Genomic DNA, 25182 nt, shown 5'->3' on the forward strand with positions numbered 1-25182 from the left:
CGCGCAAGAGTCCCCGCGCCTTTACAGCGCCGTCTTTCCCGTGCAACAAGCGGCCACCCAAGACCGCTCAGGAGATGCAGTGTGAAGCCAGAAGAAATCAAGAAACTCGACGCTTATTTCAAGCGCACGTTCAACCCGGAGGTCGTCGTCAAAGCTCGCCCGCGCAAGAACGATTCCGCGGAAGTCTATCTTGGCGACGAATTTCTGGGTGTCGTCTATATCGATGACGAAGATGGCGACCGTTCCTACAACTTCTCGATGGCGATCCTCGACGTCGATCTGTGATACCTGCCGGCACGTGGTGGCCTAGCGTCGCCATTCGCCGGCGACCCCGCATGCGAATGGCCTTGTTTTCGTGCCGCCGGTTTGATGCTGCGCCAGTGTCTAATCGCCAGCTTGGCAAACGCCGGTTCGGTTCTTGCTCCTTTCAATTGCTGGGCGAAAATACCTCCCCTTGTCTGGACCTGTTCGCTGACTGCTCCATCTCTGATGGTGAGCATGTGCTCGAGCGCCAAAAAAGGGGATGCTGAAAATGGGAATTTTCGACAAGATCAAGCACGCGATTTTTGGCGAGGCCCAGGCTGCGCCGGCAACCCAGGCGGCCGCTCCCAAGACGGCGGAGCCAGCGCAGACGCCGGCCTCTCAGTCGGCTGCTCCGCCGGCCGCGCCGACCAAGGCTGCCGCCGCGCCGGTCGCCGTCGATATCGTGCCGCTGCTGGATGCGGCCGTGAAAAAGAGTGGCCAGAAGCTCGACTGGCGCCGATCCATCGTCGATCTCATGAAGGCGGTGGGCATGGACGCAAGCCTGACGGAGCGGAAGGAACTTGCGGCAGAACTCGGTTACGCCGGTGACACCCACGACACCGCGACGATGAACATGTTTCTGCACAAGGCGTTGATGAAGAAGCTGTCGGAAAACGGCGGCAAAGTTCCGGCGGATCTTCTCGACTAGCGTTTTCCAGCCGAGCGTCGCAGAAGCCAGTTTTTTCTCAAAGCCTCCGGTTGCGGGAACCTGATATATTTTAGCAAAATCAGCTTCAGAGGTACGTCGCTCTGAACTCTCGCAAGATCCGACATCGCAGATACAATCGTGGATTGTTTTGCGATGCACAATATCACTTGACTATTTGTGCGTTGCAGCTACCCTTTACTTCATCTGCAGCAGCCCAAGGAGGATGGTCATGTTGAATTTTGAAGAAACCAGTCGGAAAAGCAAAGAAGCAATGGATACAGTGCTGAAGAGTTACACCGACACGGCTAAGGGTTTCCAGGCAATTGCTACGGAAACTGCCGATTACTCGAAGAAGTCATTCCAGGACGCCGTGACGCATTTCGAGTCACTGAGTGGAGTACGCAGCCTCGAAGCCGTATTCGAATTGCAGACCAACTATGCAAAATCGGCTTATGAGAGCTTCGTCTCCGAAGCAACGAAGCTCGGCGAAATGTACTCCGACCTCGCCAAGAGCGCCTACAAGCCGTACGAAGCACCGATCGCGGCTACAACGACGAAGGCTGGGAAATCGCCGACGGTGGTCAACGCCGCGGCGTAAGTTGTGGCGGTGAAAGCCGCTACCCCTTGAAAAACGAAGACCGGCTACGCACTTGCGGGCCGGTCTTTTTCGTTTTCGTCACTGCCTTAACCCTTTGCCCCTGGTTTTTGTGTTTTGCGTGCTGTCCGGCCCGAATTGTGATTGCAGTGTGAAACGAGGGGCTTAAAATTGCTCCACAATGAACTAAGTTAGTGTTTCGGATATTCGGCGGGTAAAGCACCCTCCCAGCACCGCCGGACTGATCGAGGAATGAATGGAAATGATCGTAAAGCCGATCCGGATGCAAAAAGACAGCGAAAGGAACGGGGACAACGGAAATCGCGGCACCTCGGTCATTACCCGCACACAGCCGAAGACCAAGAAACCCAACCTGTACCGCGTGCTTATTCTGAATGACGACTACACGCCCATGGAATTCGTCATCCATATTCTGGAGCGCTTTTTTCAGAAGGATCGAGAAAGTGCCACCCGCATTATGCTTCATGTCCATAATCATGGCGTCGGCGAATGTGGAATATTTACATACGAGGTGGCGGAGACCAAGGTGAGTCAGGTGATGGACTTTGCCCGACAGCACCAGCATCCGTTGCAATGCGTCATGGAAAAGAAGTGAGGATCTGAACGTGCCAACATTTTCGCCTAGTCTTGAGAAGGCGCTCCATCAGGCACTGACCTTTGCCAACGAGCGGCACCACGAATATGCGACGCTCGAGCATTTGTTGCTTGCCCTGATTGACGACGCCGATGCGGCCGCTGTCATGGGTGCTTGCAATGTCGACCTCGACGCGCTCCGCAAAACGCTTGTTGAATATGTCGATAACGAATTGTCGAACCTGATTACGGGCTATGACGAGGACTCGAAGCCGACCTCCGGCTTCCAGCGCGTCATCCAGCGCGCCGTTATCCATGTCCAGTCGTCGGGTCGCGAAGAAGTCACGGGCGCCAACGTGCTTGTCGCCATTTTCGCCGAACGCGAAAGCCATGCGGCCTTTTTCCTGCAGGAACAGGAAATGACCCGCTACGACGCTGTCAATTACATTTCTCACGGTATCGGCAAGCGCGCTGGCTCGTCGGAAGCCCGCGCTCCGCGCGGCGCAGAGGACGGCGAGCCGGAAAGCAAGCCGAACACCTCGCGCGGTGGCGAAGAAGAAGGTGGCGCCAAGAAGCAGCAGGATGCGCTAAAGGCGTATTGCGTCAACCTCAACGAGAAGGCCAAGACGGGCAAGATCGACCCGCTGATCGGCCGCCATGCCGAGGTCAGCCGCACGATCCAGATCCTGTGCCGCCGTTCGAAGAACAATCCGCTCTACGTCGGCGATCCTGGCGTCGGCAAGACGGCGATCGCTGAGGGTCTCGCCAAGCGCATCGTCGAAGGCAAGGTACCGGAAGCACTGGCGGATGCCACGATCTTCTCGCTCGACATGGGCACGCTGCTGGCTGGCACGCGCTACCGTGGTGATTTCGAGGAGCGGCTGAAGCAGGTCGTCAAGGAACTCGAAGAGTATCCCGGCGCGGTGCTGTTCATCGACGAGATCCACACCGTCATCGGTGCGGGCGCGACGTCGGGTGGCGCAATGGATGCCTCCAACCTCCTGAAGCCGGCTCTGTCTTCCGGTGCGATCCGCTGCATCGGTTCGACGACCTACAAGGAATATCGCCAGTTCTTCGAAAAGGACCGGGCTTTGGTACGGCGCTTCCAGAAGATCGACGTCGCCGAACCGTCGATCGACGATGCGATCGCGATCATGAAGGGCTTGAAGCCCTACTTCGAAGAGTACCACCACCTGCGCTACTCGAACGACGCCATCAAGACGGCGGTCGAGCTGTCGGCCCGCTACATCTCGGACCGCAAGTTGCCGGACAAGGCGATCGACGTGATCGACGAAACCGGTGCGGCCCAGATGCTGCTGCCGCCGTCCAAACGCCGCAAGCTGATCACCGAGAAGGAGATCGAGGCAACCATCGCGACGATGGCGCGCATCCCGGCAAAGACGGTGTCGAAGGACGACGAGGCGGTTCTTGCCAATCTCGAGCAGGAACTCCGCTCGGTCGTCTATGGCCAGGATATCGCCATCGAGGCGCTGTCGACATCGATCAAGCTGGCACGTGCCGGCCTGCGCGAACCGAACAAGCCGATCGGCTCCTACGTCTTCTCCGGGCCTACAGGCGTCGGCAAGACGGAAGTCGCCAAGCAGTTGGCCTCTTCGCTCGGCGTCGAACTGCTGCGCTTCGACATGTCGGAATACATGGAGCGGCACACGGTTTCGCGTCTGCTCGGTGCACCCCCCGGCTATGTCGGCTTCGACCAAGGAGGTCTCTTGACCGATGGCGTCGACCAGCATCCGCATTGCGTGGTTCTGCTCGACGAAATCGAAAAGGCCCATCCTGACATCTACAACATCCTGTTGCAGGTCATGGATCATGGCACGCTGACCGACCACAACGGCAAGAAGATCGACTTCCGCAACGTCATCCTAATCATGACGACCAATGCGGGTGCGTCGGAAATGGCGAAGGCTGCCTTCGGTTTCGGTTCGTCCAAGCGGACGGGCGAAGACGAGGAAGCCCTGAACCGCCTCTTCACGCCGGAATTCCGCAACCGTCTCGATGCGGTAATTCCGTTCGCACCGCTGCCGACCGTTGTCATCCACAAGGTCGTGCAGAAGTTCATCATGCAGCTTGAAGCGCAGCTTTCCGAGAGGAACGTCACTTTCGACCTGCACGAGGACGCGATCTCCTGGTTGGCGGAAAAGGGTTACGACGAGAAGATGGGTGCCCGCCCGCTGGCTCGCGTCATCCAGGACGTCATCAAGAAGCCGCTGGCCAACGAAATCCTCTTCGGCAAGCTGAAGAAGGGCGGCGTGGTTAGCGTCACGATCGGTCCGAAGGAAGACGGCAAGCCCGGCATTATCCTTGAATCGGTGTCGGACACCGCACCGATCAAGCCCAAGCCGGAAGCCGAGGTCGTGCATCCGGAGATGGAGCACGAGGACGATGGCGAGCTGACGACCAAGGCCCGCTCCAAGAAGACAACCGCCACGGCAAAGAAAGCCAAGGCTGCGGTCTCAGAGCCTGCACCCAAAAGCCCGCCCCGCAAGGGTAGCGCGGTTCCGAGGGTTCCCAAGAAGTAACGTGAATGAAAGGGCGGCTTTAGGGCCGCCTTTTCGTTGAATTGACGCCCGCTTAGCTGAATCTTAAACGCATTCGACTATATCCGGCTCCAGCAAGGAGCCGATACATGGCGTTTCTGCCGGCCGAACGTTTCATCATCTCAATCATCATGACCCTGATGTTGCTCGATGGCTGTTTGCTATTGGCCAAGGGCGTTGAGATCGACGTCGCAGGATATGCCAGACTGGTAGCGTGCGGATTATTCCTGCTCGGACTTGGCCAATTCTATCGGCATGTCCGGCGCAACGAACGGATCGCCGTGACGGCTATTGCAGCCGGCCTCTTCGTGCTTTTCACGATTGCCGGTTCGATATTCAACTATCTGCTCCTGCCGCTACAGTTCCAGTTTATCGATCCCACTCTTGGCCGGTTTGATGAAGCGCTCGGGTTTCATTGGCCGGCCTTCGTGACATGGGCTTCTCAATATCAGCGCGCGGGAATGTTGCTGCATGCGGTTTATGCGACTTCATTGCCGCAACTGCTTGCCATTCTGCTGATCCTGGGCTTTTGCGGGCACATCAGACTGCTTCATCACTTTCTGATAACCGGCATTGTCGGAGCTCTGCTGGCGATTATTTTCTGGTTCTTCCTACCATCATTCGGTGCTTCAGCGATCTATGAGCTGCCGCCAGAGGTGACTGAGGCCGTTCCCCTTGCTGTAGGGCCTGAATATAACGCTCAAGTTGTCGAACTAGGGCGCAATGGCGTGACATATTTGACGCCCAGAAATGTCCTCGGTCTGATCGGGTTTCCGTCATTCCACACGATCATGGCAGCCATGTCGGCATGTTTCATGATCCGTCGCGGGGCGCTCGCCGTACCGTTCCTCGTTTTGAATACTCTAATGGTGCCCGCCATCCTGATACAGGGTGGGCATCATCTTGTTGACATGTTCGGAGGTTTGCTGGCCTTCGGCCTTGCCTATATGCTCGCGGATGCCGCACTTCGCGAATGTGAAAGGACGCCGCGACGTCAGGCGGGCAATGAACAGCGGCTGCTGGTCGCCCCTGACTAAAGCTCAGCCTTGATCTTCTCCGCGTTCGCCGCGAGTACTGCGTTGTCTTCCAACTTTCCCGAGTGTGGCTTCAGCGCCACGCCCTCATGACGTGGGATGACATGGAAGTGCAGATGGAAAACCGTCTGGCCGGCAGCGGGCTCGTTGAACTGGCAGACGAAGACACCGTCCGCATCGAAGGCATCCTTAACGGCACAGGCGATCTTCTGGACGACCGAAATCGTGAGCGCGAGGACCGCCGGGTCTGAGTCGAGAAGGTTACGCGACGGCGCCTTCGGGACAACGAGAACATGGCCCGGTGCCTGTGGCATCACATCCATGAACGCGACGGTGTTCTCGTCCTCGTAAACTCGATGCGAGGGAATCTCTCCGCGCAGGATCTTGGCGAAGATGTTGCTGGGGTCGTAGGCGCCGCTGGTCATGGAAGCTCTCCTCGTTTCGCTGTTTTCGGTAGCGCGACAGAGGTGAAGGCGTCAATCCTCCTGCTGCCGCTCGCCTTTGCGGAACGGACTGTGTTCGGTCAATATCTCGTTCATGTGCTCGACATCGTCGCGTTCGCGCTCGAGGTAGTCGGCAATCGCCCGGCGCAGGCCCGCATGGGCGACATAGTGGGCGGAATGCGTTGTCACCGGCAGGTAACCTCGTGCCAGTTTGTGTTCGCCCTGTGCTCCGGCCTCCACGCGCTTGAGGCCTTTTGCCAGCGCAAAGTCGATCGCCTGGTGATAACAGACCTCGAAGTGCAGGAACGGGTGATCCTCAATGCAGCCCCAGTGGCGACCATAAAGCGTGTCGCCGCCTATGAAGTTGATTGCACCGGCGACGTAGCGCCCGTTGTGCTTTGCCATGATCAGCATGATGTCTTCGGGCATCCGTTCGCCGATCAGCGAATAGAATTTGCGCGTCAGGTAGGGGCGACCCCACTTGCGGCTGCCGGTGTCCATATAGAAAGCGAAGAACTGATCCCAGATCCGCTCGGTCAGATCGCTGCCGGTGAGCCAGTCGATGGTTATGCCGTTCACCAGCGCTGTCCGGCGTTCCTTGCGCAGCGCCTTGCGCTTGCGCGAGGCGAGCGTTTCCAGGAATTCCTCGTGATTGGCATAACCATCGTTGATGAAGTGGAACTGCTGGTCGGTCCGGTGCAGGTAGCCGTCGGTTTCGAAGACCTTGACCTCGTCCTCCGGGACGAAAGTGATGTGTGCCGAAGAGACGCCGAGCCGGCGAACCACCTCTTTGAGGCTTTCGGCGATCGCATCCTGTATCGGCCGGCGTTCCAATCCTTCTGCGACAAGCAGACGCGGTCCGGTGGCCGGCGTGAAGGGGATCGAGCACTGGAGCTTCGGGTAATAGCGCCCACCGGCGCGTTCGAAGGCATCGGCCCAGCCGTGATCGAAGACGTACTCGCCCTGGCTATGGTTCTTCAAGTAGCCGGGCAAAGCGCCCATCAGCTGGCCGCTGTCCGATTCGAGCAGCAAGTGGTGCCCAAGCCAGCCGGTCTGCGCCGTGGCCGATCCGGATTCTTCCAGCGAAGACAGAAAGGCGTACGAAACGAACGGATTGTAGGCGAGGGTACTGGCTGTTTTGGATGCCCCGGAGAGCTGCGACCAGCTCTCCGGGGCAATTTCGACAAAGGACCGCTCGACGCGGATTGAGAGTTCATCTGTCATGAAGCGAATGCGAGACCGTTTGGGAGGAGGATGGGACTCACAGTCAGTCTGCGCATGATCATGTCCAAAAAGCGAGCGTCAAACCGAGACGCGCGGATCGAATCCCTCAAACGTCATTTGGTCTGCATTCTCGAAGGTGTGCTTGCGCGCGTTCTCGTCGCGAACGGTCCAGGTGATGACGACGACGCCCTTGTCGCGCTGCGCGGTAATGAACGGGTTGGGAAGATCCGCAAAGAAGTAGGAGATGAAGTCGAGGCCGAGCGTCATCGCCTTTTCATGCGTTTCGAACTCCTCCGGCTTGTTGCCGCCTGCGGTCAGGCCAAGCGGGTAGGGTGCGTTGAGCGCCTTGAGGTCGCGAAGCAGCCAATGATCGAAGCTCATCAGCGCTACCTTGCCCTCATAACCTTCCAGCACTTCGAGCACGGATTCGGCAAAACCCTCGTCGTCGGCTTCTCGGCCCTTGAGTTCGATCACCAGCGGTACCTGCCCTTTGACGAGGTCGAGCAGTTGCTGCAGCGTCGGGATTTTATCCGAGGTCCCACCAACCGAAATCAGCCCCAGTTCCTTGGAGGTCCGCGCGCGAATATCTCCGGGAAGGTTGCAAAGGCGCTCGAGGTTCTCATCGTGGAAGACGACAGGCACGCCGTCAGAGGCATAGTGCAGGTCGCACTCGATGGCGAATCCCGCTTCGACGGCGCGCGCGAACGCGGACAGCGTGTTCTCCCACACCTGCTTGTTGAGGTCGTGATATCCGCGGTGAGCGACGGGCAGTCCCTTGAGCCATGCTGCAGATGTCATTATGCGACTTCCATTATTGCATCGATTTCGACGGCGGCGTTCATTGGCAGCGCCGCCATGCCGACGGCTGCGCGGGCATGCTTGCCGGCTTCGCCGAGTACGCCGGCGATCAGGTTTGAGGCGCCGTTGATAACGAGATGTTGTTCGACGAAGTCAGGCGTGGAGGCAACAAAGCCGTTCAGCTTGATGACGCGCTTGATTCGGCCAAGGTTCCCGCCGAGCGCGGCACTGGCTTGTGCGAGGATATTGATCGCGCAGAGTTCGGCTGCGCGCTGGCCGGTCGCGACGTCGACGTTTTTGCCAAGATGGCCGGAGACCGCGATCTTGCCGCTCTCAAGCGGTAGCTGGCCGGAGATGTAAAGCAGGTTGCCGCTGATGACGTAGGGTACGTAGTTTGCGGCTGGTGCCGCGGCCTCAGGCAGGGATATCCCCATGTCTTTTAGGCGGGCAACGATATGATCGGACATTTTCCTCTCCGCTTTTGTTGTCAATAGTTCTAAGATTATGCATCGAGGCTGGAATCCATTTTGTGACACGTTCGAGCCTCGATTTGGCCGAAAGCGTTCTTATAACATCGCAGGCGAGTCCAACAGGAGATAATCAATGGTCCGATCGAGTCTTGCCGCACTCTTCTTCGCAGGCGTTTCGGCAAACGCCTTTGCAGCGGCACCAGTGACCAGCGCGGCGATTGCCACGGGTCTGGTTGCTCATCGGGCTGTCTATGATCTTGAGCTGAAGGATGCCTCCGAGCGTTCCGGCATCGCGGGCATGTCTGGCCGTATGGTCTACGAGTTCGACGGCAGCTATTGCTCCGGCTTCACGACCAACTTCCGTTTCGTGACGCAGATCGACACCGGCGACGCTGTCCGCGTCAGCGACCAGCAGACGAAGACATTCGAGAATCTGAAGGACCGCAAGTTCACCTTTGACACAAAATCCTTCACGGACGACCAGCTGGACAAGGAAGTCAACGGCGCCGCCCAGGATCAGGCCGAAGGCGTTAAGGTCGATCTGAAGCAGCCTTCGAACAAAGAACTCCAGCTCTCTGACAGCCGCTTCCCGACCGAGCACATGCTTGACGTCATTCAGAATGCAAAGGCTGGCAAGCGTCTGTTCGAAGCGCGGGTCTTTGATGGTTCCGATGATGGCGACAAGGCTCTCGTTACCACCACGGTCGTCGGCAAGCCTGTCGTCCCTGCAAGCGACGAGGCGGATGCCGGCAACGCTGGGGCGTTTGCCAAAGCTGCGTTCTGGCCGGTTACGATCTCCTATTTCAATGAGAACACCAAGACCGACGCCTTGCCGGTCTACCGCATGTCGTTCAAGCTTTACGAGAACGGCATCACGCGGGATTTGACCATGGACTATGGCGACTTCGTCCTCACCGGCAAGCTGGCGAAGCTTGAGCTTCTGGACGCCCAGTCTGCTATCTGCAAATAGTCGCTCAACCGCGTTCGATGATCGCCCTTTGGTCTGTTTAAATAAACATTCCCTGTGCTAGGAATTGGTGAATGCGCCATTGCTGGCGCAACGGTCGAATGGAGTGAGGACCTTGGTGATAAAGCACGGCGCGCTGGTTGGGCTATTGGGGTTCGCATTTGGGTTGATTGTTCTCATGCCGGAATTCGCGGCACCGGCGCGCGCCGCTGATTGCAGCGACACGCCGGTAGCGGGAATCGATTGGCGCGAATGCAGCAAGAAGAATCTCATGCTGCAGGGAAGTGACTTTCAAGGCGCCAATCTTGCCGATGCCGATCTGAGCCTGACCAATCTGAGCAGCACTAACCTGACTGCGGCAAACCTCGAAAAGGCAACGCTGGTGCGAGCCTGGTTTACGGGCGCACAGGCGGGCAAGGCGAATTTCTCCAAGATAGAAGCCTATCGGTCCGGATTCGAGAATGTTTTCGCCGAGGAGGCGACCTTCGCCGGTGCCGAGCTTCAGCGCGCGAATTTCAATGGGGCCAAGCTCAGCGGTGCGAATTTCGAAAAGGCAGAGCTCGGCCGTGCGAGCTTCAACAAGGCCGTGCTGACGGGAACCAGGTTCAAGCTCGCCAACCTCTCGCGTGCGGACTTCAGCCAAGCGACATTCGACGGGCCGCTCGCCTTCGATCACGCATTCATGTTCCTGACGCGGATCGATGGGCTGGATCTATCCGCTGCAACCGGCCTCGATCAGGCGCAGATCAATCTGGCATGTGGTGATGCGAAGACAAAGCTGCCGAGCGGTTTGTCCGCACCGGTGAACTGGCCTTGCCCCTCAGATTGAGACAACGATACCCGGCTTCGCGAACTGGAAGCTAAGCCTGTCATGACCTTTTTTGTCGGCAAGTCTTGATTTTGTACGGCGGGGAGGGTATGGCCACCCGCATTCCACACGTAAGGCATGGGATTGTCCGGGAGAAATCCGGATCGTTCCGCCCGGTGGCATTCTCGAAGAGAGTGCTGTTCGCCTTGCGGAGGTTCAACCGGAAAAGGATAACAAGGCATGGCATTGCCCGATTTTTCTATGCGCCAGCTGCTTGAAGCAGGCGTCCACTTCGGCCACCAGACTCACCGCTGGAACCCGAAGATGAAGCCGTACATCTTCGGCGATCGTAACAACATCCACATCATCGACCTCGCACAGACGGTTCCGCTTCTGTCGCGCGCCCTGCAGCTTGTCTCCGACACTGTTGCTCGCGGCGGCCGCGTTCTGTTCGTCGGCACCAAGCGCCAGGCTTCGGAGCTGATTGCAGATAGCGCAAAGCGTTCCGCTCAGTACTATGTCAACTCGCGTTGGCTCGGCGGCATGATGACCAACTGGAAGACGATCTCCAATTCGATTCAGCGTCTTCGCAAGCTCGACGAAATCCTCAACGGCGACGCCCAGGGCTTCACCAAGAAGGAACGTCTGAACCTTGAGCGCGAACGCGAAAAGCTAGACAAGGCTCTCGGCGGCATCAAGGACATGGGCGGCACGCCTGACCTGATGTTCATCATCGACACCAACAAGGAAAAGATCGCGATCGACGAAGCCAAGCGCCTCGGCATCCCGGTCGTCGCCATCATCGACTCTAACTGCGATCCAGACCTGATCGACTACCCGATCCCGGGCAACGACGACGCTTCGCGCGCCATCGCTCTCTACTGCGACCTGATCTCGCGCGCCGCCCTCGACGGTATCGCTCGTCAGCAGAGCTCTTCGGGCCGTGATCTCGGCGCGTCGATCGAAGCCATGGTTGAGCCGGCGCTCGAAGGCGAAGCCGAAGCCTGATAAAGAAGCAGGCGGTCCTGTTGGTCCGCCGTGCTTCCCGGAGATTGGGAAAGGCCGCTCGCGACTCTCAGAAGTTCGGCGGCCTTGACCGTTTCAGGCGAGGGCGCGCTCCGCCTACCGCCACGCAAGTTTCGTTATGACGCGTCATTCATCACGCTGTCATGCATACAGGTACATTTCGTGCCTCAATCCGGTGCCGCGCCGCCTTTTGCGGCCCACCGTTTGAACCGACAAGAGGAAGCTTATGACCGAGATTACGGCTGCATTGGTGAAGGAACTGCGCGAAAAGTCCGGCGCGGGCATGATGGACTGCAAGAAGGCGCTGGTCGAAAACAACGGCGATATCGAAGCGTCGATCGACTGGCTGCGCGCCAAGGGCATCTCCAAGGCCGACAAGAAGGCTGGCCGCGCCGCTGCTGAAGGCCTGATCGCCATTGCCGGCGCCGGCCACAAGGCTGTTGTCATCGAACTCAACTCGGAAACCGACTTCGTTGCCCGTAACGATGCGTTCCAGGATCTTGTTCGCGGCATCGCCAGCGTTGCCCTGACGACCGACGGCACGGTTGAAGCCGTTTCGGCTGCGACTTACCCGGCATCCGGCAAGCCGGTCGCCGATACTGTCAAGGACGCGATCGCAACCATCGGCGAAAACATGACGCTCCGCCGCTCCGCCAAGCTCGAAGTCGAACACGGTGTTGTTGCAACGTACATCCACAACGCTGCCGGCGACGGCATTGGCAAGCTCGGTGTTCTCGTCGCCCTGAAGTCGGAAGGCGACAAGGCCGTCCTGACCTCGATTGGCCGCCAGGTTGCCATGCACATCGCTGCGACGAACCCGCTCGCCATCCGCGCGGAAGAAGTCGACGCTGCCGTTGCCGAGCGCGAACGTAACGTCTTCATCGAGCAGGCTCGCGAATCCGGCAAGCCGGAAGCCATCATCGAAAAGATGGTCGATGGCCGCATGCGCAAGTTCTTCGAAGAAGTCGCTCTGTTGTCGCAGGCTTTCGTGATCAACCCCGACCTGACGGTCGGCGCTGCCGTCAAGGAAGCTGAAAAGGAAGCTGGCGCCAAGATCGAAGTTGTTGGCATGGCCCGTCTTCTCCTCGGCGAAGGCGTCGAAAAGGAAGAGACCGACTTCGCTGCCGAAGTCGCTGCTGTCGCCAAGGGATGATCAGCTTATAGATGTGAAAACCGAAGGGCATCGCGTGACAACGCGGTGCCCTTCGTGTATCCGGGCCTCAGCGGTGATACACGAGGAGCCAAGATGTCGTCAGAGCCTGTCTACAAACGCGTTCTACTCAAGGCTTCCGGCGAAGCCCTCATGGGCAGCCAGGGATTCGGAATTGATGTGGCGGTGGCAGACCGCATCGCGGCCGACATAGCCGAGGCGCGGCACATGGGCGTGGAAGTCGGGGTCGTCGTCGGCGGCGGCAACATCTTCCGCGGTGTCGCAGTCGCCTCCAAGGGCGGCGATCGCGTCACTGGCGACCACATGGGCATGCTGGCCACCGTGATCAACGCCTTGGCGCTGGCGACGTCGCTGCGCAAACTGAATATCGATACGGTCGTGCTATCGGCCATTGCCATGCCCGAAATCTGCGAAAGCTTTTCGCAGCGTGCCACGCTCTACCACTTGTCGCTGGGACGTGTCGTCATCTTCGCAGGCGGCACCGGCAACCCCTTCTTCACGACCGACTCGGCAGCAGCCCTGCGCGCGGCCGAAATGGGCGCAGAGGCGATCTTCAAGGGCACGCAGGTCGACGGCATCTATTCGGCCGACCCCAAGAAGGTACCGGACGCAACACGCTTCGACCGGTTGACGCACAAGGAAGTCCTCGACAAGGGACTTGCCGTCATGGATGTGGCGGCCGTCGCCCTGGCGCGTGAAAATTCCATTCCGATCATCGTCTTCTCGATCCACGAGAAGGGTGGTTTTGCTGAAATCCTACGAGGCGGTGGACTCAAGACCATCGTCTCCGATAATTGATTGAGTGGCGGCACCGTTTGCCGCAGCTTCTACCGAGACGGGAGCACTGACATGACTGAAGGCATCGACATCAAGGAAATCAAGCGTCGCATGGATGGCGCCATTTCCTCTTTCAAGAGCGATATTGCATCGCTGCGCACCGGCCGCGCTTCGGCGAACATTCTCGACCCGATCACGGTCGAGGCCTATGGCTCGCGGGTGCCGCTCAACCAGGTCGCCAACATCACCGTTCCGGAGCCGCGCATGCTGTCGGTTTCCGTCTGGGACAAGTCGATGGTATCTGCGACCGAGCGCGCGATTCGTGAATCGAGCCTTGGCCTCAACCCGATCATCGACGGTCAGAACCTTCGCATTCCGTTGCCGGAACTGAACGAGGAACGCCGCAAGTCGCTCGTCAAGGTTGCGCATGACTACGCCGAAAAAAGCAAGGTTGCGATTCGGCACGTACGCCGCGACGGCATGGACGGCCTTAAGAAAGCCGAGAAAGACGGCGCAATTGGTCAGGACGTAAGCCGTGCGCAGTCAGATCGTGTGCAGAAGATGACTGACGAGACGATTTCCGAGATCGATCGCTTGCTTGGCGATAAGGAAAAGGAAATCATGCAGGTCTGAGGCGCCTTGGGTGGGAAGAACCGGACGGGAAATGTCGGAACGTTCATTTGTGACTGTACCAGAACACGTTGCCATCATCATGGATGGCAACGGTCGATGGGCAAAGCAGCGTGGGTTGCCGCGCACGATGGGGCATCGCAAGGGCGTTGATGTCGTGCGCGAAACGGTGCGTGCGGCAGGCGACGTAGGGATCAAGTATCTTACGCTTTTTGCGTTCTCCTCGGAGAACTGGCGTCGGCCGGAAACAGAAGTTTCCGATCTCCTCGGATTGTTGAAGGCTTTCATCCGTCGGGATCTCGCGGAGTTGCACCGTCAGAACGTCCGCGTGAAGGTTATCGGCGACCGCTACAGCCTGCGGAGCGATATTCTGGATCTTCTGGTCGATGCGGAAGAAACAACGCGCAACAATACCGCGCTGACGCTCGTTATTGCTTTCAACTACGGCTCTCGCGACGAGATTGCTCGCGCCATGGTCACGCTTGCGGCGGATGTCGAGGCGGGGCGTCTGCGGGCGCAGGACATCACGCCGGCACTGATAAATGCGCGCCTTGATACGGCGGGAATTCCGGATCCAGATCTGATCATCCGCACGAGTGGTGAGGAACGCCTTTCCAACTTCCTTCTCTGGCAGGCGGCCTATTCCGAGTTCATATTCGTCCCGGAGTACTGGCCGGATTTCAGCCGGGAGCTTTTCTACTCGGCGCTGGAGACGTTCGCGTCGCGCGATCGCCGTTTTGGCGGCGTGGTGACGCAGGCGGCCGTGGGTACCTGATGCAGCAGGAATTGAAGCTTCGTATCGTTTCCGGGCTTTTCCTTGCCACAATCGTCCTCGCTGCCACGTGGTATGGAGGCCTCGCGTTCAGCCTCTTGTCGGCGCTGATCGGGATGTTGATCTACTATGAATGGTCGACGATCACCCGGCTGCACACAGAACAACCCGTCGCGAACATCGTCGGTTGGGTCGGGCAAGTGCTTATCGCCGTAGCGGTTATTGCCGGATTACCGAACTATGCTCTTCTGCTGCTCGCGGTCTTCTTCCTGATCGCGCTCGGTTTCGTGTTCATCGCCGGCGTTTCCCGATGGTTTCCTGCCGGCATGATCTATGCGGGACTGACGGGTATCGCTCTCGCTGGCATCCGCGGTGCCGATGGCATGGGCCTGTATGCCATGCTCTTTCTGTTCGCGGTGGTGTGGGCAACGGATATTCTTGCCTATTTCGTGGGTCGGGCCATTGGCGGCGCTAAACTCGCGCCGAAGATATCGCCGGGCAAGACATGGTCGGGTGCGATAGGCGGGGCGATGTCGGCTGTCGTCGCCGGAAGCCTTGTCGCCCATTTCCTGGTGCCTGGTAGTGGCGGCCTGGCGGCGGTGACCGCATTTATCCTGTCGGCATGCAGCCAGGCGGGCGATCTTTTCGAATCCTTCATCAAGCGTCGTTTTGGCGTGAAGGATTCGAGCCATCTCATCCCGGGACACGGCGGCGTCATGGACCGTGTCGACGGGCTCATTTTTGCCTGCTTTGCGGCGTTCTTGCTAGCTGGACTTTTTTCGCTGATAAAGAGCGGTGAGATGACGTCGCTCGGCGCAGCCCTATTCGGCGTTTGATGTCTGCAATGGCTGGCGGAAAGATTTGATGGCAGGCTTGACCGGAATATTCGCGTTCCTGACGGGATATATTGTTCCCTTCGTTCTCGTGCTCTCCCTCCTCGTCTTCGTGCACGAGATGGGACACTACCTCGTCGGGCGCTGGAGCGGTATCCGGATATTGGCGTTTTCCGTTGGCTTTGGGCCTGAGATTCTCGGTTTCACGGACAAGCATGGAACCCGCTGGAAGATTTCCCTCATTCCACTCGGCGGCTACGTGCGATTCTTCGGGGACGAGGACGCTTCAAGCAAGCCGGATGTGGGTGGACTTGCAGTCATGTCCGATGAAGATCGGGCCCGGTCCTTTGCCGGAGCGAAACTCTGGAAGCGCGCCGCAACGGTAGCCGCCGGCCCAATTGCAAATTTCATCCTCGCCATAGCCATTTTTGCCGTTCTATTCTCGATATACGGTCGATCCGTTGCCGATCCCGTCGTCGCCGAAGTTAAGCCGGGAAGCGCTGCTGCCGAAGCGGGGATTGTCCCAGGCGATCTGCTGGTCGCCATCGACGGTAGCAAAGTCGAGACCTTCGACGATGTCCGTCGTTATGTCAGCATCCGACCAGAACAGAAAATGATCATAACGATCGAGCACAACGGCGAGAAACGCGACGTTCCGATCGTTCCCGTGCGCACCGATATGACGGACCAGTTCGGCAACAAAATCGAAATCGGCCTGATCGGCATTGTCACCAACCAGGAAGTTGGTCATTTCCGCATACAGACCTATTCGCCGCTCGGCGCCCTCAAAGAGGGAACCGTTCAGACCTGGCATATTGTCACAGGCACCTTCAAGTACATCGGAAACCTGATCTCCGGCTACATGAAACCCGACCAGCTGGGTGGACCGATCCGGGTCGCGCAAGCTTCTGGCCAGATGGCAACACTCGGCGTTGCAGCTTTGCTTCAGCTTGCAGCCGTCTTGTCGGTTTCCATCGGATTACTGAACCTGATGCCGGTTCCGGTACTTGATGGTGGGCACCTGATGTTCTATGCGATTGAGGCGGTGAGGGGAAAACCGTTGGGGTCGTCGGCGCAGGAGGTTGCATTTCGCATTGGCCTGGCGATGGTTCTGAGTTTGATGGTTTTCGCCACGTGGAATGACATAAGTGCTCTTATCGGCTGATCGCAGGACGAGGGAAAATTACCATTTATTTACGATGTTTCAAAGCTGTAGTGGCGAATGCGTCACGCTTTGAAATGAAGTAAACAGAAATTAACGCGCTCCCTTGCTTGTATATCAAAAGCGGGTAAAACGACACACGTGACTGGAATCGGGGGACGCCTGGAGCCGGGGACGAGAAAAAAGGTAATGGGTGAAATGAAGGCTGGTTCAAGATTTTTGAACGCAGTATCGGCGGTTGCGCTGTCTGCAGGTATTGTTGCTTCGGGGGCAGGTGCAACGTTTTTTGTCTCGGCTACAGCAGCTGAGGCTGCGGTTATCCAGCGTATCGATGTGCGTGGTGCAAGCCGTGTTGGTGCCGAAGCTGTGCGTTCCAACCTCACGATCGAGCCCGGCCAGAGCTTTTCGAACACTGATATCGATGACTCGGTGAAGCAGCTTTACGACACCGGCTACTTCTCGGACGTCAAGATCGCTGTGTCCGGCGGCACCCTTGTGGTGACCGTCCAGGAAGCGCAGCTCGTCAATCAGGTGGTCTTCAACGGCAACCGCAAGGTCAAGGACGACAAGCTGGCTGCGGTCGTCAAGACGCGTGCAGCTGGTCCCTACAACGAGGCGCAGATCCAGGCTGATATTCAGTCGATCAAGGAAGCCTATGCCGCTACGGGTCGTAGCGAAGTCGAGGTGACGACGCAGGTCGTGCCGCTCGGCGAAGGGCGCGTCAATCTGGCGTTTGTCATCAATGAAGGTGATCGCACCAAGATCGCCTCAATCAATTTCGTCGGCAACAATGCCTACAGCTCCGGTCGTCTTTCTTCCGTTATCAACACGAAACGCACGAACTTTCTGTCGTTCCTGACCCGCAAGGATGTCTACAACGAAGACAAGCTCCACGGGGATGAGGAAGCGCTTCGCCAGTTCTACTACAACCGTGGCTATGCCGACTTCCGCATCATATCGTCCGACGCGGCTTTCGATGAGGCGACGAACAAGTACACACTGACCTTCAATATCGAAGAAGGTCCGCGATACGATTTCGGTGCGGTTTCGGTTCAGTCGACCGTTCCCGGCGTTGATGCTGCGCAGCTCCAGGGGCTAGTTCGCACGCGTGAAGGTCAGGTCTATAGCGCCAGCCAAGTCCAAAAGTCGCTGGAAGCAATTTCCGATCAGGTCGCTTCGGCCGGCTATCCATTCGCCCGCGTGACGCCGCGCGGCAACCGTGATCTGGGCAACAACACGATCGGTATCGAATATCTGGTCGATCAGGGTGAGCGCGCATACGTGGAGCGCATCGAAATCCGTGGCAACAGCCGTACGCGTGACTTCGTCATCCGCCGCGAGTTCGACATGAGTGAAGGCGATGCCTTCAATCAGCAGATGATCACGCGCGCCAAGCGCCGTCTGGAAGCCCTCGGTTACTTTTCGTCGGTGAATATCACAACACAGCCAGGCAGTTCGCCGGACCGCGTTGTTGTTGTCGTCGATGTTCAGGATCAGTCAACGGGTTCGTTCGGTATCGGCGCAGGTTATGCAGCTGGAGGCGACGGCCTGCTGCTCGAAGCCTCGATCGAAGAAAAGAACTTCCTCGGACGCGGTCAGTACATCAAGGTTTCGGCAGGCGGTGGCGAAGAAGGCTCACGCACCTTGGGCTTGAACTTCACCGAACCGTATTTCCTCGGATACCGTCTGGCTGTTGGCTTCGACATCAACCACAGCGAAACATCGTCGACCAGCGCCGACTACGAGTATGAGGAAACCAGCGCGGTCCTGCGCGCAACGGCACCGATCACCGAAGATCTGGCCACCACGTTCCGCTACAACTACAAGCAGATGAAGTACGATCCATCTGGTTCGTTGAGTGATCTCTCTTCACCCTATCAGAACCTTGTAGAAAACAGCCCATGGGTGAAGTCGTCGGTGTCGCAGACGCTGACTTACAACACGCTGGACGATATGACACTGCCGCGCGAAGGTATCTATGCCTCTGCCACGCAGGAAGTCGCCGGCATTGGCGGCGACTCGCAATTCTACAAGCTTTACGGCAAGGCTCGCTACTATCACCTGCTCGCTGACGATGCCGATATCATTGGTTCGGTTAGCGGATCGGCTGGCTACGTCATCGGATTCAACAAGGATCTGAATGTCTTTGACCAGTTCACGCTGACGAATGGCGATATTCGCGGCTTTGAGAACAGGGGTATCGGCCCTCGCGTCGGTGGTGGTCCGGACAATTCGCTCGGCGGTACCACTTACTTCACGGTTTCAGCCGAGGCAACGTTCCCATTGCCGGCATTCCCGCGTGACTTCGGTCTCCGTGGCGCGGTCTTCGCGGACGCCGGTACGCTGTTTGGCAACAAGGTTCCTGTGAATGTGAACGGCGTTACCGGCGAATTTGTCGAAGGCGACGATGCAACGCTGCGTGCTTCGGTCGGTCTTGGCCTCATCTGGGCCTCTCCGTTCGGTACCCTGCGTGTTGACTATGCCTTCCCAGTCGTCAAGGAAGACTTTGACCAGACACAACACTTCAAGTTTGGCATAAACAACCAATTCTGATATCGGCAGTCCGGAACCGTAAAACCGAATTCCGTTCTGGAGGTTTGCCGATGGAGCAAAGCAATTTTTTTCTGCCCCATGATGGCGTGAAACTCTCCGAATTGGCGCAATATCTTGGGGCAGAGCTTCCCGACCCCAATGATGCGGATGTTGTCATACGCTCGGTGTCTCCCGTTAGTAGGGCGAAGCGGGGGGATTTGTGCTACGTCATGTCAAAGAAGAGCAAGGACGAACTCGCCACCTGCGAGGCGTCGGCCGTGCTCTGTAGTGTCGGGCTGCGGTCTATTGTGCCCGCGCATCTGGCTGTTATCGTCAGCAAGAATCCTCATGCGGCTTTCGCCCAGGCGGGCGGCTTTCTTTACCCGAAGGCATTGCGACCACTCGCCACGTTTTCCGGGGTTTACGGGATATCTGATCGTGCCGCGGTCGATGCGAGCGCCCGGTTGGAGCGCAATGTCACGGTCGAACCTTTGGCTGTCGTCGGCGCTCACGCCGAAATCGGCGAGGGCACATGCATCGGCGCCGGAGCGGTCATCGGACCTGGCGTCAAGATCGGTCGCAATTGCTCGATAGCAGCGGGGGCGAGCGTGTTGTGCGCGCTGGTCGGCAATGGCGTGATCATTCACAACGGCGCGCGGATTGGCCAGGATGGTTTTGGCTATGCACCTGGCCCCCGCGGCATGATCAAGATCGTCCAGATTGGCCGTGTCATCATCCAGGACAATGTGGAGATCGGCGCCAATACAACGATTGATCGAGGTGCGATGGACGATACCGTGGTCGGCGAGGGCACAAAGATCGATAATCAGGTGCAGATCGGGCACAATGTCCGCATTGGACGGCATTGCGCAATTGTCTCGCAGGTTGGCATCGCGGGTAGCACGGTGGTGGGTGATGGCGTGCAGATCGGCGGGCAGGCAGGGTTGAACGGCCATATCAAGATCGGTGACGGCGTTCAGATTGCGGCCAAGAGTGGCGTGATCGGCGACATACCTGCCGGCGAACGCTATGGTGGCGTTCCGGCACGTCCGATCAACGATTTTTTACGCGAAGCGGCGGCGATCATGACGCGAGCTGCAGGCGGCAAGAAAACGGGAGAAAAGAATGACTGAGGAAGTCAAGAAGTCGCTCTCTTCGGCGGACATCAAGGAAATCATGAAGCTGCTGCCCCATCGTTATCCGTTCCTGCTGGTTGACAGGATCGTCGAGATCGATGGCGACGAGTCTGCGATCGGAATCAAGAATGTCACGGCAAACGAGCCGCATTTCACCGGGCATTTCCCAGAAGCGCCCATCATGCCTGGCGTCCTTCTCGTAGAAGGCATGGCTCAGACCGCCGGTGCGATCTGTGCCAAGAAGCAAGGCGAAACCGGCAATCTGGTATACTTCATGACCATCGACAACGCGCGTTTCCGCAAGCCCGTGGTTCCCGGCGACCGCGTCGAATATCATGTGAAGAAACAGAAACAGCGCGGCAGTATCTGGAAATTCCATTGCGACGCCAAGGTTGACGGTGCGCTTGTCGCCGAAGCGGATATCGGTGCGATGATCGTTCGCAAGGATCAGGTATGAGTGTGATTGCAGCGAGTGCCAGCATTCACGCCATGGCGGTCGTCGAGGACGGCGCTGTTGTTGGCGAGAATGTGAAAATTGGGCCGTTTTGCCATGTCGGCGCGAACGTTGTGCTTGGGAATGGCGTCGAGTTGCTGGCGCATGCGGTTGTGACAGGCAGGACGACGATCGGCAAGGGAACCCGGATTTTTCCTATGGCGGTGATCGGCGGAGATCCCCAGAGCGTTCATCACGGTGGCGAGGAGACGACGCTCTCGGTCGGGGACAATTGCACCATCCGTGAGGGCGTGACGATGAACACCGGCACTTCCGACTTCGGCGGCAAGACTGTCGTCGGTGACAACAATCTTTTCCTCGCAAATTCGCATGTCGCCCATGATTGCCGCGTCGGCAACCATGTCATCATGTCCAACAACGTAATGCTGGCTGGCCACGTGACGGTTGAAGACCGCGTAATTCTTGGCGGCGGATGTGCTGTCCACCAGTTCACCCGGATCGGACGGCAGGCTTTTGTCGGTGGCCTTTCAGCCGTCAGCTACGACCTGATCCCCTATGGGATGCTGAATGGCAACCCCGGCCTGCTCGGCGGCCTCAATGTTGTTGGCATGACGCGGGCGGGCGTTGATCGAGCAACGATCCATACCGTTCGCCGGGCCTACAAGGCGATCTTCGAGGGCACCGGCTCGATTCGCGATAACGCTGCAGCGATCCGCGAGGAATATCTCGGTTGCGAACCTGTGATGCAGATCCTCGACTTTATAGCTGCCGAAAGTGATCGTGCCCTTTCCTCGCCGACCAGGGGACAGAAAGGCTGAGATTTGTCTCTCCCCGGTGACGCGGCCAAGGGCCGGCTGGCAATCATTGCTGGAAGCGGATTCCTGCCGTCCCATGTCGCCGAGGCTGCGCGTGAGGCTGGGGAGAACCCGTTCGTGATCGCGCTCAAGGACGAGGCGGATCGCTCCTGGGAAGGTTTCGATCATGCCGTAATTGGTGTTGGCGATCTCGCGGCCCTCAGCCGCGTGCTCGAGCGCAACGGTATCGACCGGGTCGTGATGTCCGGAGGCGTGCGCCGTCGGCCCGAGTGGCGGGAAGTCCGCCCCACGCTCCGAACGTTGATGAAGCTGCCCGCGACTGTCCGCACCTTGTTGGCCGGCGGCGACGACGCGGTGCTTCGCATGGTCATCAGCTTGATCGAGCAGGACGGTCGTCGCGTTGTCGGAGCCCAGGAGATCGCGCCAGACCTGCTTGCGTCCGTTGGGCCGCTTGGTGTCGTCGGGCTCACCGCGGACGATCACAAGGACGTGGCAAGGGCGGCAGACGCAGCCGATGCTCTTGGTCGGCTTGACGTCGGTCAGGGCGCCGTCTCGGTCGGTGGCCGCATCGTTGCGCTCGAAGGCGTGGAGGGTACCGACAGCATGCTGGAGAGAGTGGCTCATCTCAGAGCTGGCGGTCGGATTTCGACGCGCCGCCGCGGCGTTCTCGTCAAGCTTTGCAAGCCGCAGCAGGATATCCGGGCCGATTTGCCGTCGATCGGCGTTTCCACCGTGACGAACGCTCACGCGGCCGGTCTCGCGGGCGTTGCAGTCGAAGCCGGTCGTGCACTGATCCTGGATCGCAACGCTGTCATCAAGGCCGCGGACGAAGCCGGTATCTTCGTCTGTGGGTTGGATCGCGGATTGCCATCCTGGGGGCTTCGTGCATGAACGAGCGTGCGCTGAAGGTTGCGATTATTGCGGGCGAGGTGTCGGGCGATCTGCTCGCCGGCGATCTTGTCGCCGCCTTGAAAAAAAACGATGGAGCCGTTGAACTCGTCGGGGTCGGCGGCGAGGCGCTGCAGGCACAAGGCCTGAATTCGCTTTTTGATTTTTCTGAATTGTCGATCATGGGCATCACCCAGGTTCTCGCCAAATTGCCCAGACTGGCCAGGCTCATCGGGCAGACGGCTGCGGCCGTCATTGCCGCGAAGCCTGATGTGCTGATCATTGTCGATAGTCCTGATTTCACGCACCGCGTCGCCAAGCGCGTTCGCGCAGCTCTGCCCGATCTTCCGATCGTTAATTACGTCTGTCCCAGCGTCTGGGCATGGAAAGAGTATCGCGCCGAGCGCATGCTGGGCTATGTCGACCACGTGCTCGCAGTGCTCCCCTTCGAACCGGAAGTGATGCGCACCCTTGGAGGCCCTCCGACCACATATGTCGGTCACCGGCTGACGGCTGATCCGGCGATATTGGAAGCACGCCGCGCGCGCGCGCGGTCAGGGCTGCCAGCCGGCGATGACCCAAGAACGATCATGCTATTGCCCGGTTCGAGGGCGTCGGAGATCACAAAACTCCTGCCATATTTTGGCGACGCGGTTGCTGAGCTGAGCCAGCGCAACAGAGCGATGCGCTTCGTCCTGCCGACTGTGGCGCACAGGGAGGCTCTGGTGCGCGACCTGGTCAAGGACTGGGCGCTTAAGCCGGATATCGTGACCGGCCCGGAGGCGAAGTTGAAAGCATTTGTCGATGCCGACGCCGCGATGGCCGCGTCCGGCACCGTGATCCTTGAACTGGCGCTGGCCGGCGTTCCGACCGTGTCTGCCTACAAGACCGACTGGATCATCAAGTTGATGACCGGCAAGATCAAGGTGTGGACGGCTGCAATTCCGAATCTGATCGCCGACTACGCCGTGATACCAGAATATATCAATGAGGTCGTCCGCGGCGGAAGCTTCGTCCGTTGGATGGAGAAGCTCTCAACCGACACGCTTCAGAGGCAGGCAATGATGGAAGGCTTCGATCTTGTGTGGCAGCGGATGCAGACGGAAAGGCCGCCGGGCGAGCATGCGGCCCAGGTCATTCTCGACGTGCTCCAAAAGAAAAAGCCCGGTCATTCCTGACCGGGCTTTTTGCTTGTTCGATAGCACCGATCAGCGCTTGGAGACCGGCAGGTAGTCACGCTTCGGTTCGCCGATGTAGAGTTGGCGCGGGCGGCCGATGCGCTGCTGCGGATCTTCGATCATCTCGTTCCACTGCGCGATCCAGCCGACGGTCCGGGCGAGCGCGAAGAGCACGGTGAACATGGTGGTGGGGAAGCCCAGCGCCTTCAGCGTGATTCCAGAGTAGAAGTCGATATTCGGGTAAAGCTTCTTTTCGATGAAATACTCGTCGGTGAGAGCAATGCGCTCCAGTTCCATCGCCACTTCGAGCAACGGATCGTCCTTGACGCCGAGTTCTCCGAGAACCTCATGCGTGGTCTTCTGCATAATCTTGGCGCGCGGGTCATAGTTCTTGTAGACGCGGTGTCCGAAGCCCATCAGGCGGAACGGGTCGTTCTTGTCCTTGGCACGAGCGACATATTCCGGAATGCGATCGACACTGCCGATTTCGGTCAGCATGTTGAGCGCTGCTTCATTTACGCCACCGTGAGCCGGGCCCCAGAGGCAGGCGATGCCGGCTGCAATGCAGGCAAACGGATTGGCGCCGGAAGATCCGGCAAGGCGAACCGTCGAAGTCGAGGCGTTCTGCTCGTGATCGGCGTGCAGGATGAAGATGCGATCCATGGCGCGGGAGAGCACCGGATTGACGACGTATTCTTCGCACGGAACGGCAAAGCACATGCGCAGGAAGTTCGACGCATAGTCGAGATCGTTCTTCGGGTAAACGAACGGTTGGCCGATGTGGTATTTGTAGGCCATGGCGGCCAGCGTCGGCATCTTGGCGATCATGCGCAGGCTCGCGACCATGCGTTGGTGCGGATCGGTAATATCGGTCGAGTCATGATAGAACGCCGAGAGAGCGCCGACACAGCCACACATGACGGCCATCGGATGCGCGTCGCGGCGGAAGCCGGTAAAGAAGCGCGACATCTGCTCGTGAACCATGGTGTGGTGAGTTACGCGGTAGTCGAAGTCCTTCTTCTGCGCCGCCGTCGGCAGTTCGCCGTAGAGAAGCAGATAGCAGACCTCAAGGAAGTCGCCGTGCTCGGCCAGCTGCTCGATCGGATAGCCGCGATGGAGCAGGACGCCCTCGTCGCCATCGATGTAGGTGATTTTTGACTCACAGGATGCGGTCGAGGTGAAACCAGGATCGTACGTGAAGGAAGCCGTGTTCTTGTAGAGGGCGCCGATGTCGATGACGTCGGGGCCGATCGTGCCGCTCTTGACGGCGAGATCGACTGATTTGTCACCGATCTTCAGGGTTGCGCTTTGATCCGTCATTGTGATCCTCCAAGCTGGCGGGTGGCGCCATAAAAGCGCCATAGG

At 58.5% G+C, this 25182-nt stretch carries 26 protein-coding genes; 21 read left to right on the top strand and 5 right to left on the bottom strand.

Going from position 1 to position 25182, the window contains the following annotated elements:
• The first annotated feature begins 81 nt into the window (after positions 1 to 81).
• The 6 genes from ASC90_RS09510 to ASC90_RS09535 all read left to right on the top strand — a co-directional run bounded on the left by ASC90_RS09510 (position 82) and on the right by ASC90_RS09535 (position 5736).
• Positions 82 to 285, top strand: coding sequence for a DUF3126 family protein (locus ASC90_RS09510; RefSeq protein WP_056538826.1), 204 nt, complete (start codon positions 82 to 84; stop codon positions 283 to 285).
• A 247-nt stretch (positions 286 to 532) separates the two neighbouring features.
• Complete coding sequence (locus ASC90_RS09515; RefSeq protein ID WP_056540155.1) at positions 533 to 952, top strand: DUF3597 domain-containing protein; 420 nt, start codon at positions 533 to 535, stop codon at positions 950 to 952.
• A gap of 229 nt (positions 953 to 1181) precedes the next feature.
• Positions 1182 to 1550 (top strand): phasin family protein, encoded by a 369-nt coding sequence (locus ASC90_RS09520; protein WP_056538828.1) that lies wholly within the window; start codon positions 1182 to 1184, stop codon positions 1548 to 1550.
• A gap of 259 nt (positions 1551 to 1809) precedes the next feature.
• Positions 1810 to 2163, top strand: a complete 354-nt coding sequence (gene clpS, locus ASC90_RS09525; RefSeq protein WP_056540158.1) for an ATP-dependent Clp protease adapter ClpS — start codon at positions 1810 to 1812, stop codon at positions 2161 to 2163.
• 10 nt (positions 2164 to 2173) lie between these two features.
• Positions 2174 to 4681 carry an ATP-dependent Clp protease ATP-binding subunit ClpA gene (clpA, locus tag ASC90_RS09530; protein WP_056538831.1) on the top strand — a complete coding sequence of 836 codons (2508 nt, stop codon included), beginning with the start codon at positions 2174 to 2176 and terminating at the stop codon, positions 4679 to 4681.
• A gap of 107 nt (positions 4682 to 4788) precedes the next feature.
• On the top strand, positions 4789 to 5736 hold the full coding sequence (locus ASC90_RS09535; RefSeq protein ID WP_056538834.1) for a phosphatase PAP2 family protein: 948 nt from the start codon (positions 4789 to 4791) through the stop codon (positions 5734 to 5736).
• Here ASC90_RS09535 and ASC90_RS09540 read toward each other — a convergent pair.
• From ASC90_RS09540 to ASC90_RS09555, 4 genes are all read right to left on the bottom strand, one after another.
• Positions 5733 to 6158: an HIT family protein gene (locus ASC90_RS09540; RefSeq protein ID WP_056538837.1), complete on the bottom strand. Its 426-nt coding sequence runs from the start codon at positions 6156 to 6158 to the stop codon at positions 5733 to 5735. The two genes, ASC90_RS09535 and ASC90_RS09540, sit on opposite strands and share 4 nt — an antisense overlap.
• Before the next feature lie 51 nt (positions 6159 to 6209).
• Entirely contained in the window at positions 6210 to 7400 is a 1191-nt protein-coding gene (locus tag ASC90_RS09545) for a GNAT family N-acetyltransferase (protein ID WP_056538839.1), read from the bottom strand.
• 78 nt (positions 7401 to 7478) lie between these two features.
• Positions 7479 to 8198: a glycerophosphodiester phosphodiesterase gene (locus ASC90_RS09550; protein WP_056538842.1), complete on the bottom strand. Its 720-nt coding sequence runs from the start codon at positions 8196 to 8198 to the stop codon at positions 7479 to 7481.
• The gene (locus ASC90_RS09555) at positions 8198 to 8665 is read right to left on the bottom strand and encodes a RidA family protein (protein WP_056538846.1); all 468 of its coding nucleotides are present in this window, start codon (positions 8663 to 8665) and stop codon (positions 8198 to 8200) included. Before ASC90_RS09555 ends, ASC90_RS09550 begins: the two co-directional genes overlap by 1 nt.
• Positions 8666 to 8801: 136 nt before the next feature.
• Between ASC90_RS09555 and ASC90_RS09560 the strand changes: the two genes are divergently transcribed.
• The 15 genes from ASC90_RS09560 (at position 8802) to lpxB (ending at position 23817) form a co-directional block, all read left to right on the top strand.
• Positions 8802 to 9638, top strand: a complete 837-nt coding sequence (locus ASC90_RS09560) for a cell envelope integrity EipB family protein (protein WP_056538849.1) — start codon at positions 8802 to 8804, stop codon at positions 9636 to 9638.
• Between the two features lie 115 nt (positions 9639 to 9753).
• Complete coding sequence (locus tag ASC90_RS09565; RefSeq protein WP_244480366.1) at positions 9754 to 10464, top strand: pentapeptide repeat-containing protein; 711 nt, start codon at positions 9754 to 9756, stop codon at positions 10462 to 10464.
• Between the two features lie 219 nt (positions 10465 to 10683).
• Entirely contained in the window at positions 10684 to 11451 is a 768-nt protein-coding gene (rpsB, locus tag ASC90_RS09570; protein WP_056538852.1) for a 30S ribosomal protein S2, read from the top strand.
• 244 nt (positions 11452 to 11695) lie between these two features.
• Positions 11696 to 12622, top strand: a complete 927-nt coding sequence (gene tsf, locus ASC90_RS09575) for a translation elongation factor Ts (protein WP_056538855.1) — start codon at positions 11696 to 11698, stop codon at positions 12620 to 12622.
• Between the two features lie 93 nt (positions 12623 to 12715).
• Positions 12716 to 13438, top strand: a complete 723-nt coding sequence (pyrH, locus tag ASC90_RS09580; protein ID WP_056538858.1) for a UMP kinase — start codon at positions 12716 to 12718, stop codon at positions 13436 to 13438.
• Between the two features lie 51 nt (positions 13439 to 13489).
• Positions 13490 to 14050 carry a ribosome recycling factor gene (gene frr / locus ASC90_RS09585; protein ID WP_056538861.1) on the top strand — a complete coding sequence of 187 codons (561 nt, stop codon included), beginning with the start codon at positions 13490 to 13492 and terminating at the stop codon, positions 14048 to 14050.
• Between the two features lie 31 nt (positions 14051 to 14081).
• Complete coding sequence (locus ASC90_RS09590; RefSeq protein ID WP_056538864.1) at positions 14082 to 14822, top strand: isoprenyl transferase; 741 nt, start codon at positions 14082 to 14084, stop codon at positions 14820 to 14822.
• Positions 14822 to 15655: a phosphatidate cytidylyltransferase gene (locus ASC90_RS09595; protein WP_056538867.1), complete on the top strand. Its 834-nt coding sequence runs from the start codon at positions 14822 to 14824 to the stop codon at positions 15653 to 15655. The genes ASC90_RS09590 and ASC90_RS09595 overlap by 1 nt, the downstream gene beginning before the upstream one ends.
• 28 nt (positions 15656 to 15683) lie before the next feature.
• A complete protein-coding gene (gene rseP / locus ASC90_RS09600; protein WP_056538869.1) occupies positions 15684 to 16817 on the top strand; it encodes an RIP metalloprotease RseP in 1134 nt (377 codons plus the stop codon).
• A gap of 195 nt (positions 16818 to 17012) precedes the next feature.
• Positions 17013 to 19367 carry an outer membrane protein assembly factor BamA gene (gene bamA, locus ASC90_RS09605; protein WP_056540165.1) on the top strand — a complete coding sequence of 785 codons (2355 nt, stop codon included), beginning with the start codon at positions 17013 to 17015 and terminating at the stop codon, positions 19365 to 19367.
• Positions 19368 to 19417: 50 nt separating this feature from the next.
• Positions 19418 to 20479: a UDP-3-O-(3-hydroxymyristoyl)glucosamine N-acyltransferase gene (lpxD, locus tag ASC90_RS09610; RefSeq protein ID WP_056538872.1), complete on the top strand. Its 1062-nt coding sequence runs from the start codon at positions 19418 to 19420 to the stop codon at positions 20477 to 20479.
• Complete coding sequence (gene fabZ / locus ASC90_RS09615; protein ID WP_056538875.1) at positions 20472 to 20939, top strand: 3-hydroxyacyl-ACP dehydratase FabZ; 468 nt, start codon at positions 20472 to 20474, stop codon at positions 20937 to 20939. Before lpxD ends, fabZ begins: the two co-directional genes overlap by 8 nt.
• Positions 20936 to 21754: an acyl-ACP--UDP-N-acetylglucosamine O-acyltransferase gene (lpxA, locus tag ASC90_RS09620; RefSeq protein ID WP_056538877.1), complete on the top strand. Its 819-nt coding sequence runs from the start codon at positions 20936 to 20938 to the stop codon at positions 21752 to 21754. The genes fabZ and lpxA overlap by 4 nt, the downstream gene beginning before the upstream one ends.
• Positions 21755 to 21757: 3 nt before the next feature.
• Positions 21758 to 22642: an LpxI family protein gene (locus ASC90_RS09625; protein WP_056538880.1), complete on the top strand. Its 885-nt coding sequence runs from the start codon at positions 21758 to 21760 to the stop codon at positions 22640 to 22642.
• Entirely contained in the window at positions 22639 to 23817 is a 1179-nt protein-coding gene (gene lpxB, locus ASC90_RS09630) for a lipid-A-disaccharide synthase (protein WP_056538882.1), read from the top strand. The genes ASC90_RS09625 and lpxB overlap by 4 nt, the downstream gene beginning before the upstream one ends.
• A gap of 30 nt (positions 23818 to 23847) precedes the next feature.
• On the opposite strand, the gene gltA is transcribed toward lpxB, so the two are convergent.
• The gene (gltA, locus tag ASC90_RS09635; protein ID WP_056538887.1) at positions 23848 to 25137 is read right to left on the bottom strand and encodes a citrate synthase; all 1290 of its coding nucleotides are present in this window, start codon (positions 25135 to 25137) and stop codon (positions 23848 to 23850) included.
• Between the last annotated feature and the right edge of the window lie 45 nt (positions 25138 to 25182).

The organism is Rhizobium sp. Root1220 (genome assembly GCF_001426265.1).
GTDB lineage: Bacteria > Pseudomonadota > Alphaproteobacteria > Rhizobiales > Rhizobiaceae > Rhizobium.

Excerpts from the sequence above, each read along its gene's own strand:
- lpxB (WP_056538882.1), top strand. The coding sequence starts at position 22,639 with ATGAACGAGCGTGCGCTGAAGGTTGCGATTATTGCGGGCGAGGTGTCG.
- lpxA (WP_056538877.1), top strand. The coding sequence starts at position 20,936 with ATGAGTGTGATTGCAGCGAGTGCCAGCATTCACGCCATGGCGGTCGTC.
- clpS (WP_056540158.1), top strand. The coding sequence starts at position 1,810 with ATGATCGTAAAGCCGATCCGGATGCAAAAAGACAGCGAAAGGAACGGG.
- frr (WP_056538861.1), top strand. The coding sequence starts at position 13,490 with ATGACTGAAGGCATCGACATCAAGGAAATCAAGCGTCGCATGGATGGC.
- ASC90_RS09535 (WP_056538834.1), top strand. The coding sequence starts at position 4,789 with ATGGCGTTTCTGCCGGCCGAACGTTTCATCATCTCAATCATCATGACC.
- ASC90_RS09545 (WP_056538839.1), bottom strand. The coding sequence starts at position 7,400 with ATGACAGATGAACTCTCAATCCGCGTCGAGCGGTCCTTTGTCGAAATT.
- ASC90_RS09550 (WP_056538842.1), bottom strand. The coding sequence starts at position 8,198 with ATGACATCTGCAGCATGGCTCAAGGGACTGCCCGTCGCTCACCGCGGA.
- ASC90_RS09555 (WP_056538846.1), bottom strand. The coding sequence starts at position 8,665 with ATGTCCGATCATATCGTTGCCCGCCTAAAAGACATGGGGATATCCCTG.
- fabZ (WP_056538875.1), top strand. The coding sequence starts at position 20,472 with ATGACTGAGGAAGTCAAGAAGTCGCTCTCTTCGGCGGACATCAAGGAA.
- bamA (WP_056540165.1), top strand. The coding sequence starts at position 17,013 with ATGAAGGCTGGTTCAAGATTTTTGAACGCAGTATCGGCGGTTGCGCTG.
- ASC90_RS09540 (WP_056538837.1), bottom strand. The coding sequence starts at position 6,158 with ATGACCAGCGGCGCCTACGACCCCAGCAACATCTTCGCCAAGATCCTG.
- ASC90_RS09515 (WP_056540155.1), top strand. The coding sequence starts at position 533 with ATGGGAATTTTCGACAAGATCAAGCACGCGATTTTTGGCGAGGCCCAG.
- lpxD (WP_056538872.1), top strand. The coding sequence starts at position 19,418 with ATGGAGCAAAGCAATTTTTTTCTGCCCCATGATGGCGTGAAACTCTCC.
- ASC90_RS09590 (WP_056538864.1), top strand. The coding sequence starts at position 14,082 with ATGTCGGAACGTTCATTTGTGACTGTACCAGAACACGTTGCCATCATC.
- ASC90_RS09520 (WP_056538828.1), top strand. The coding sequence starts at position 1,182 with ATGTTGAATTTTGAAGAAACCAGTCGGAAAAGCAAAGAAGCAATGGAT.
- rseP (WP_056538869.1), top strand. The coding sequence starts at position 15,684 with ATGGCAGGCTTGACCGGAATATTCGCGTTCCTGACGGGATATATTGTT.
- tsf (WP_056538855.1), top strand. The coding sequence starts at position 11,696 with ATGACCGAGATTACGGCTGCATTGGTGAAGGAACTGCGCGAAAAGTCC.
- ASC90_RS09595 (WP_056538867.1), top strand. The coding sequence starts at position 14,822 with ATGCAGCAGGAATTGAAGCTTCGTATCGTTTCCGGGCTTTTCCTTGCC.
- gltA (WP_056538887.1), bottom strand. The coding sequence starts at position 25,137 with ATGACGGATCAAAGCGCAACCCTGAAGATCGGTGACAAATCAGTCGAT.
- rpsB (WP_056538852.1), top strand. The coding sequence starts at position 10,684 with ATGGCATTGCCCGATTTTTCTATGCGCCAGCTGCTTGAAGCAGGCGTC.
- pyrH (WP_056538858.1), top strand. The coding sequence starts at position 12,716 with ATGTCGTCAGAGCCTGTCTACAAACGCGTTCTACTCAAGGCTTCCGGC.
- ASC90_RS09560 (WP_056538849.1), top strand. The coding sequence starts at position 8,802 with ATGGTCCGATCGAGTCTTGCCGCACTCTTCTTCGCAGGCGTTTCGGCA.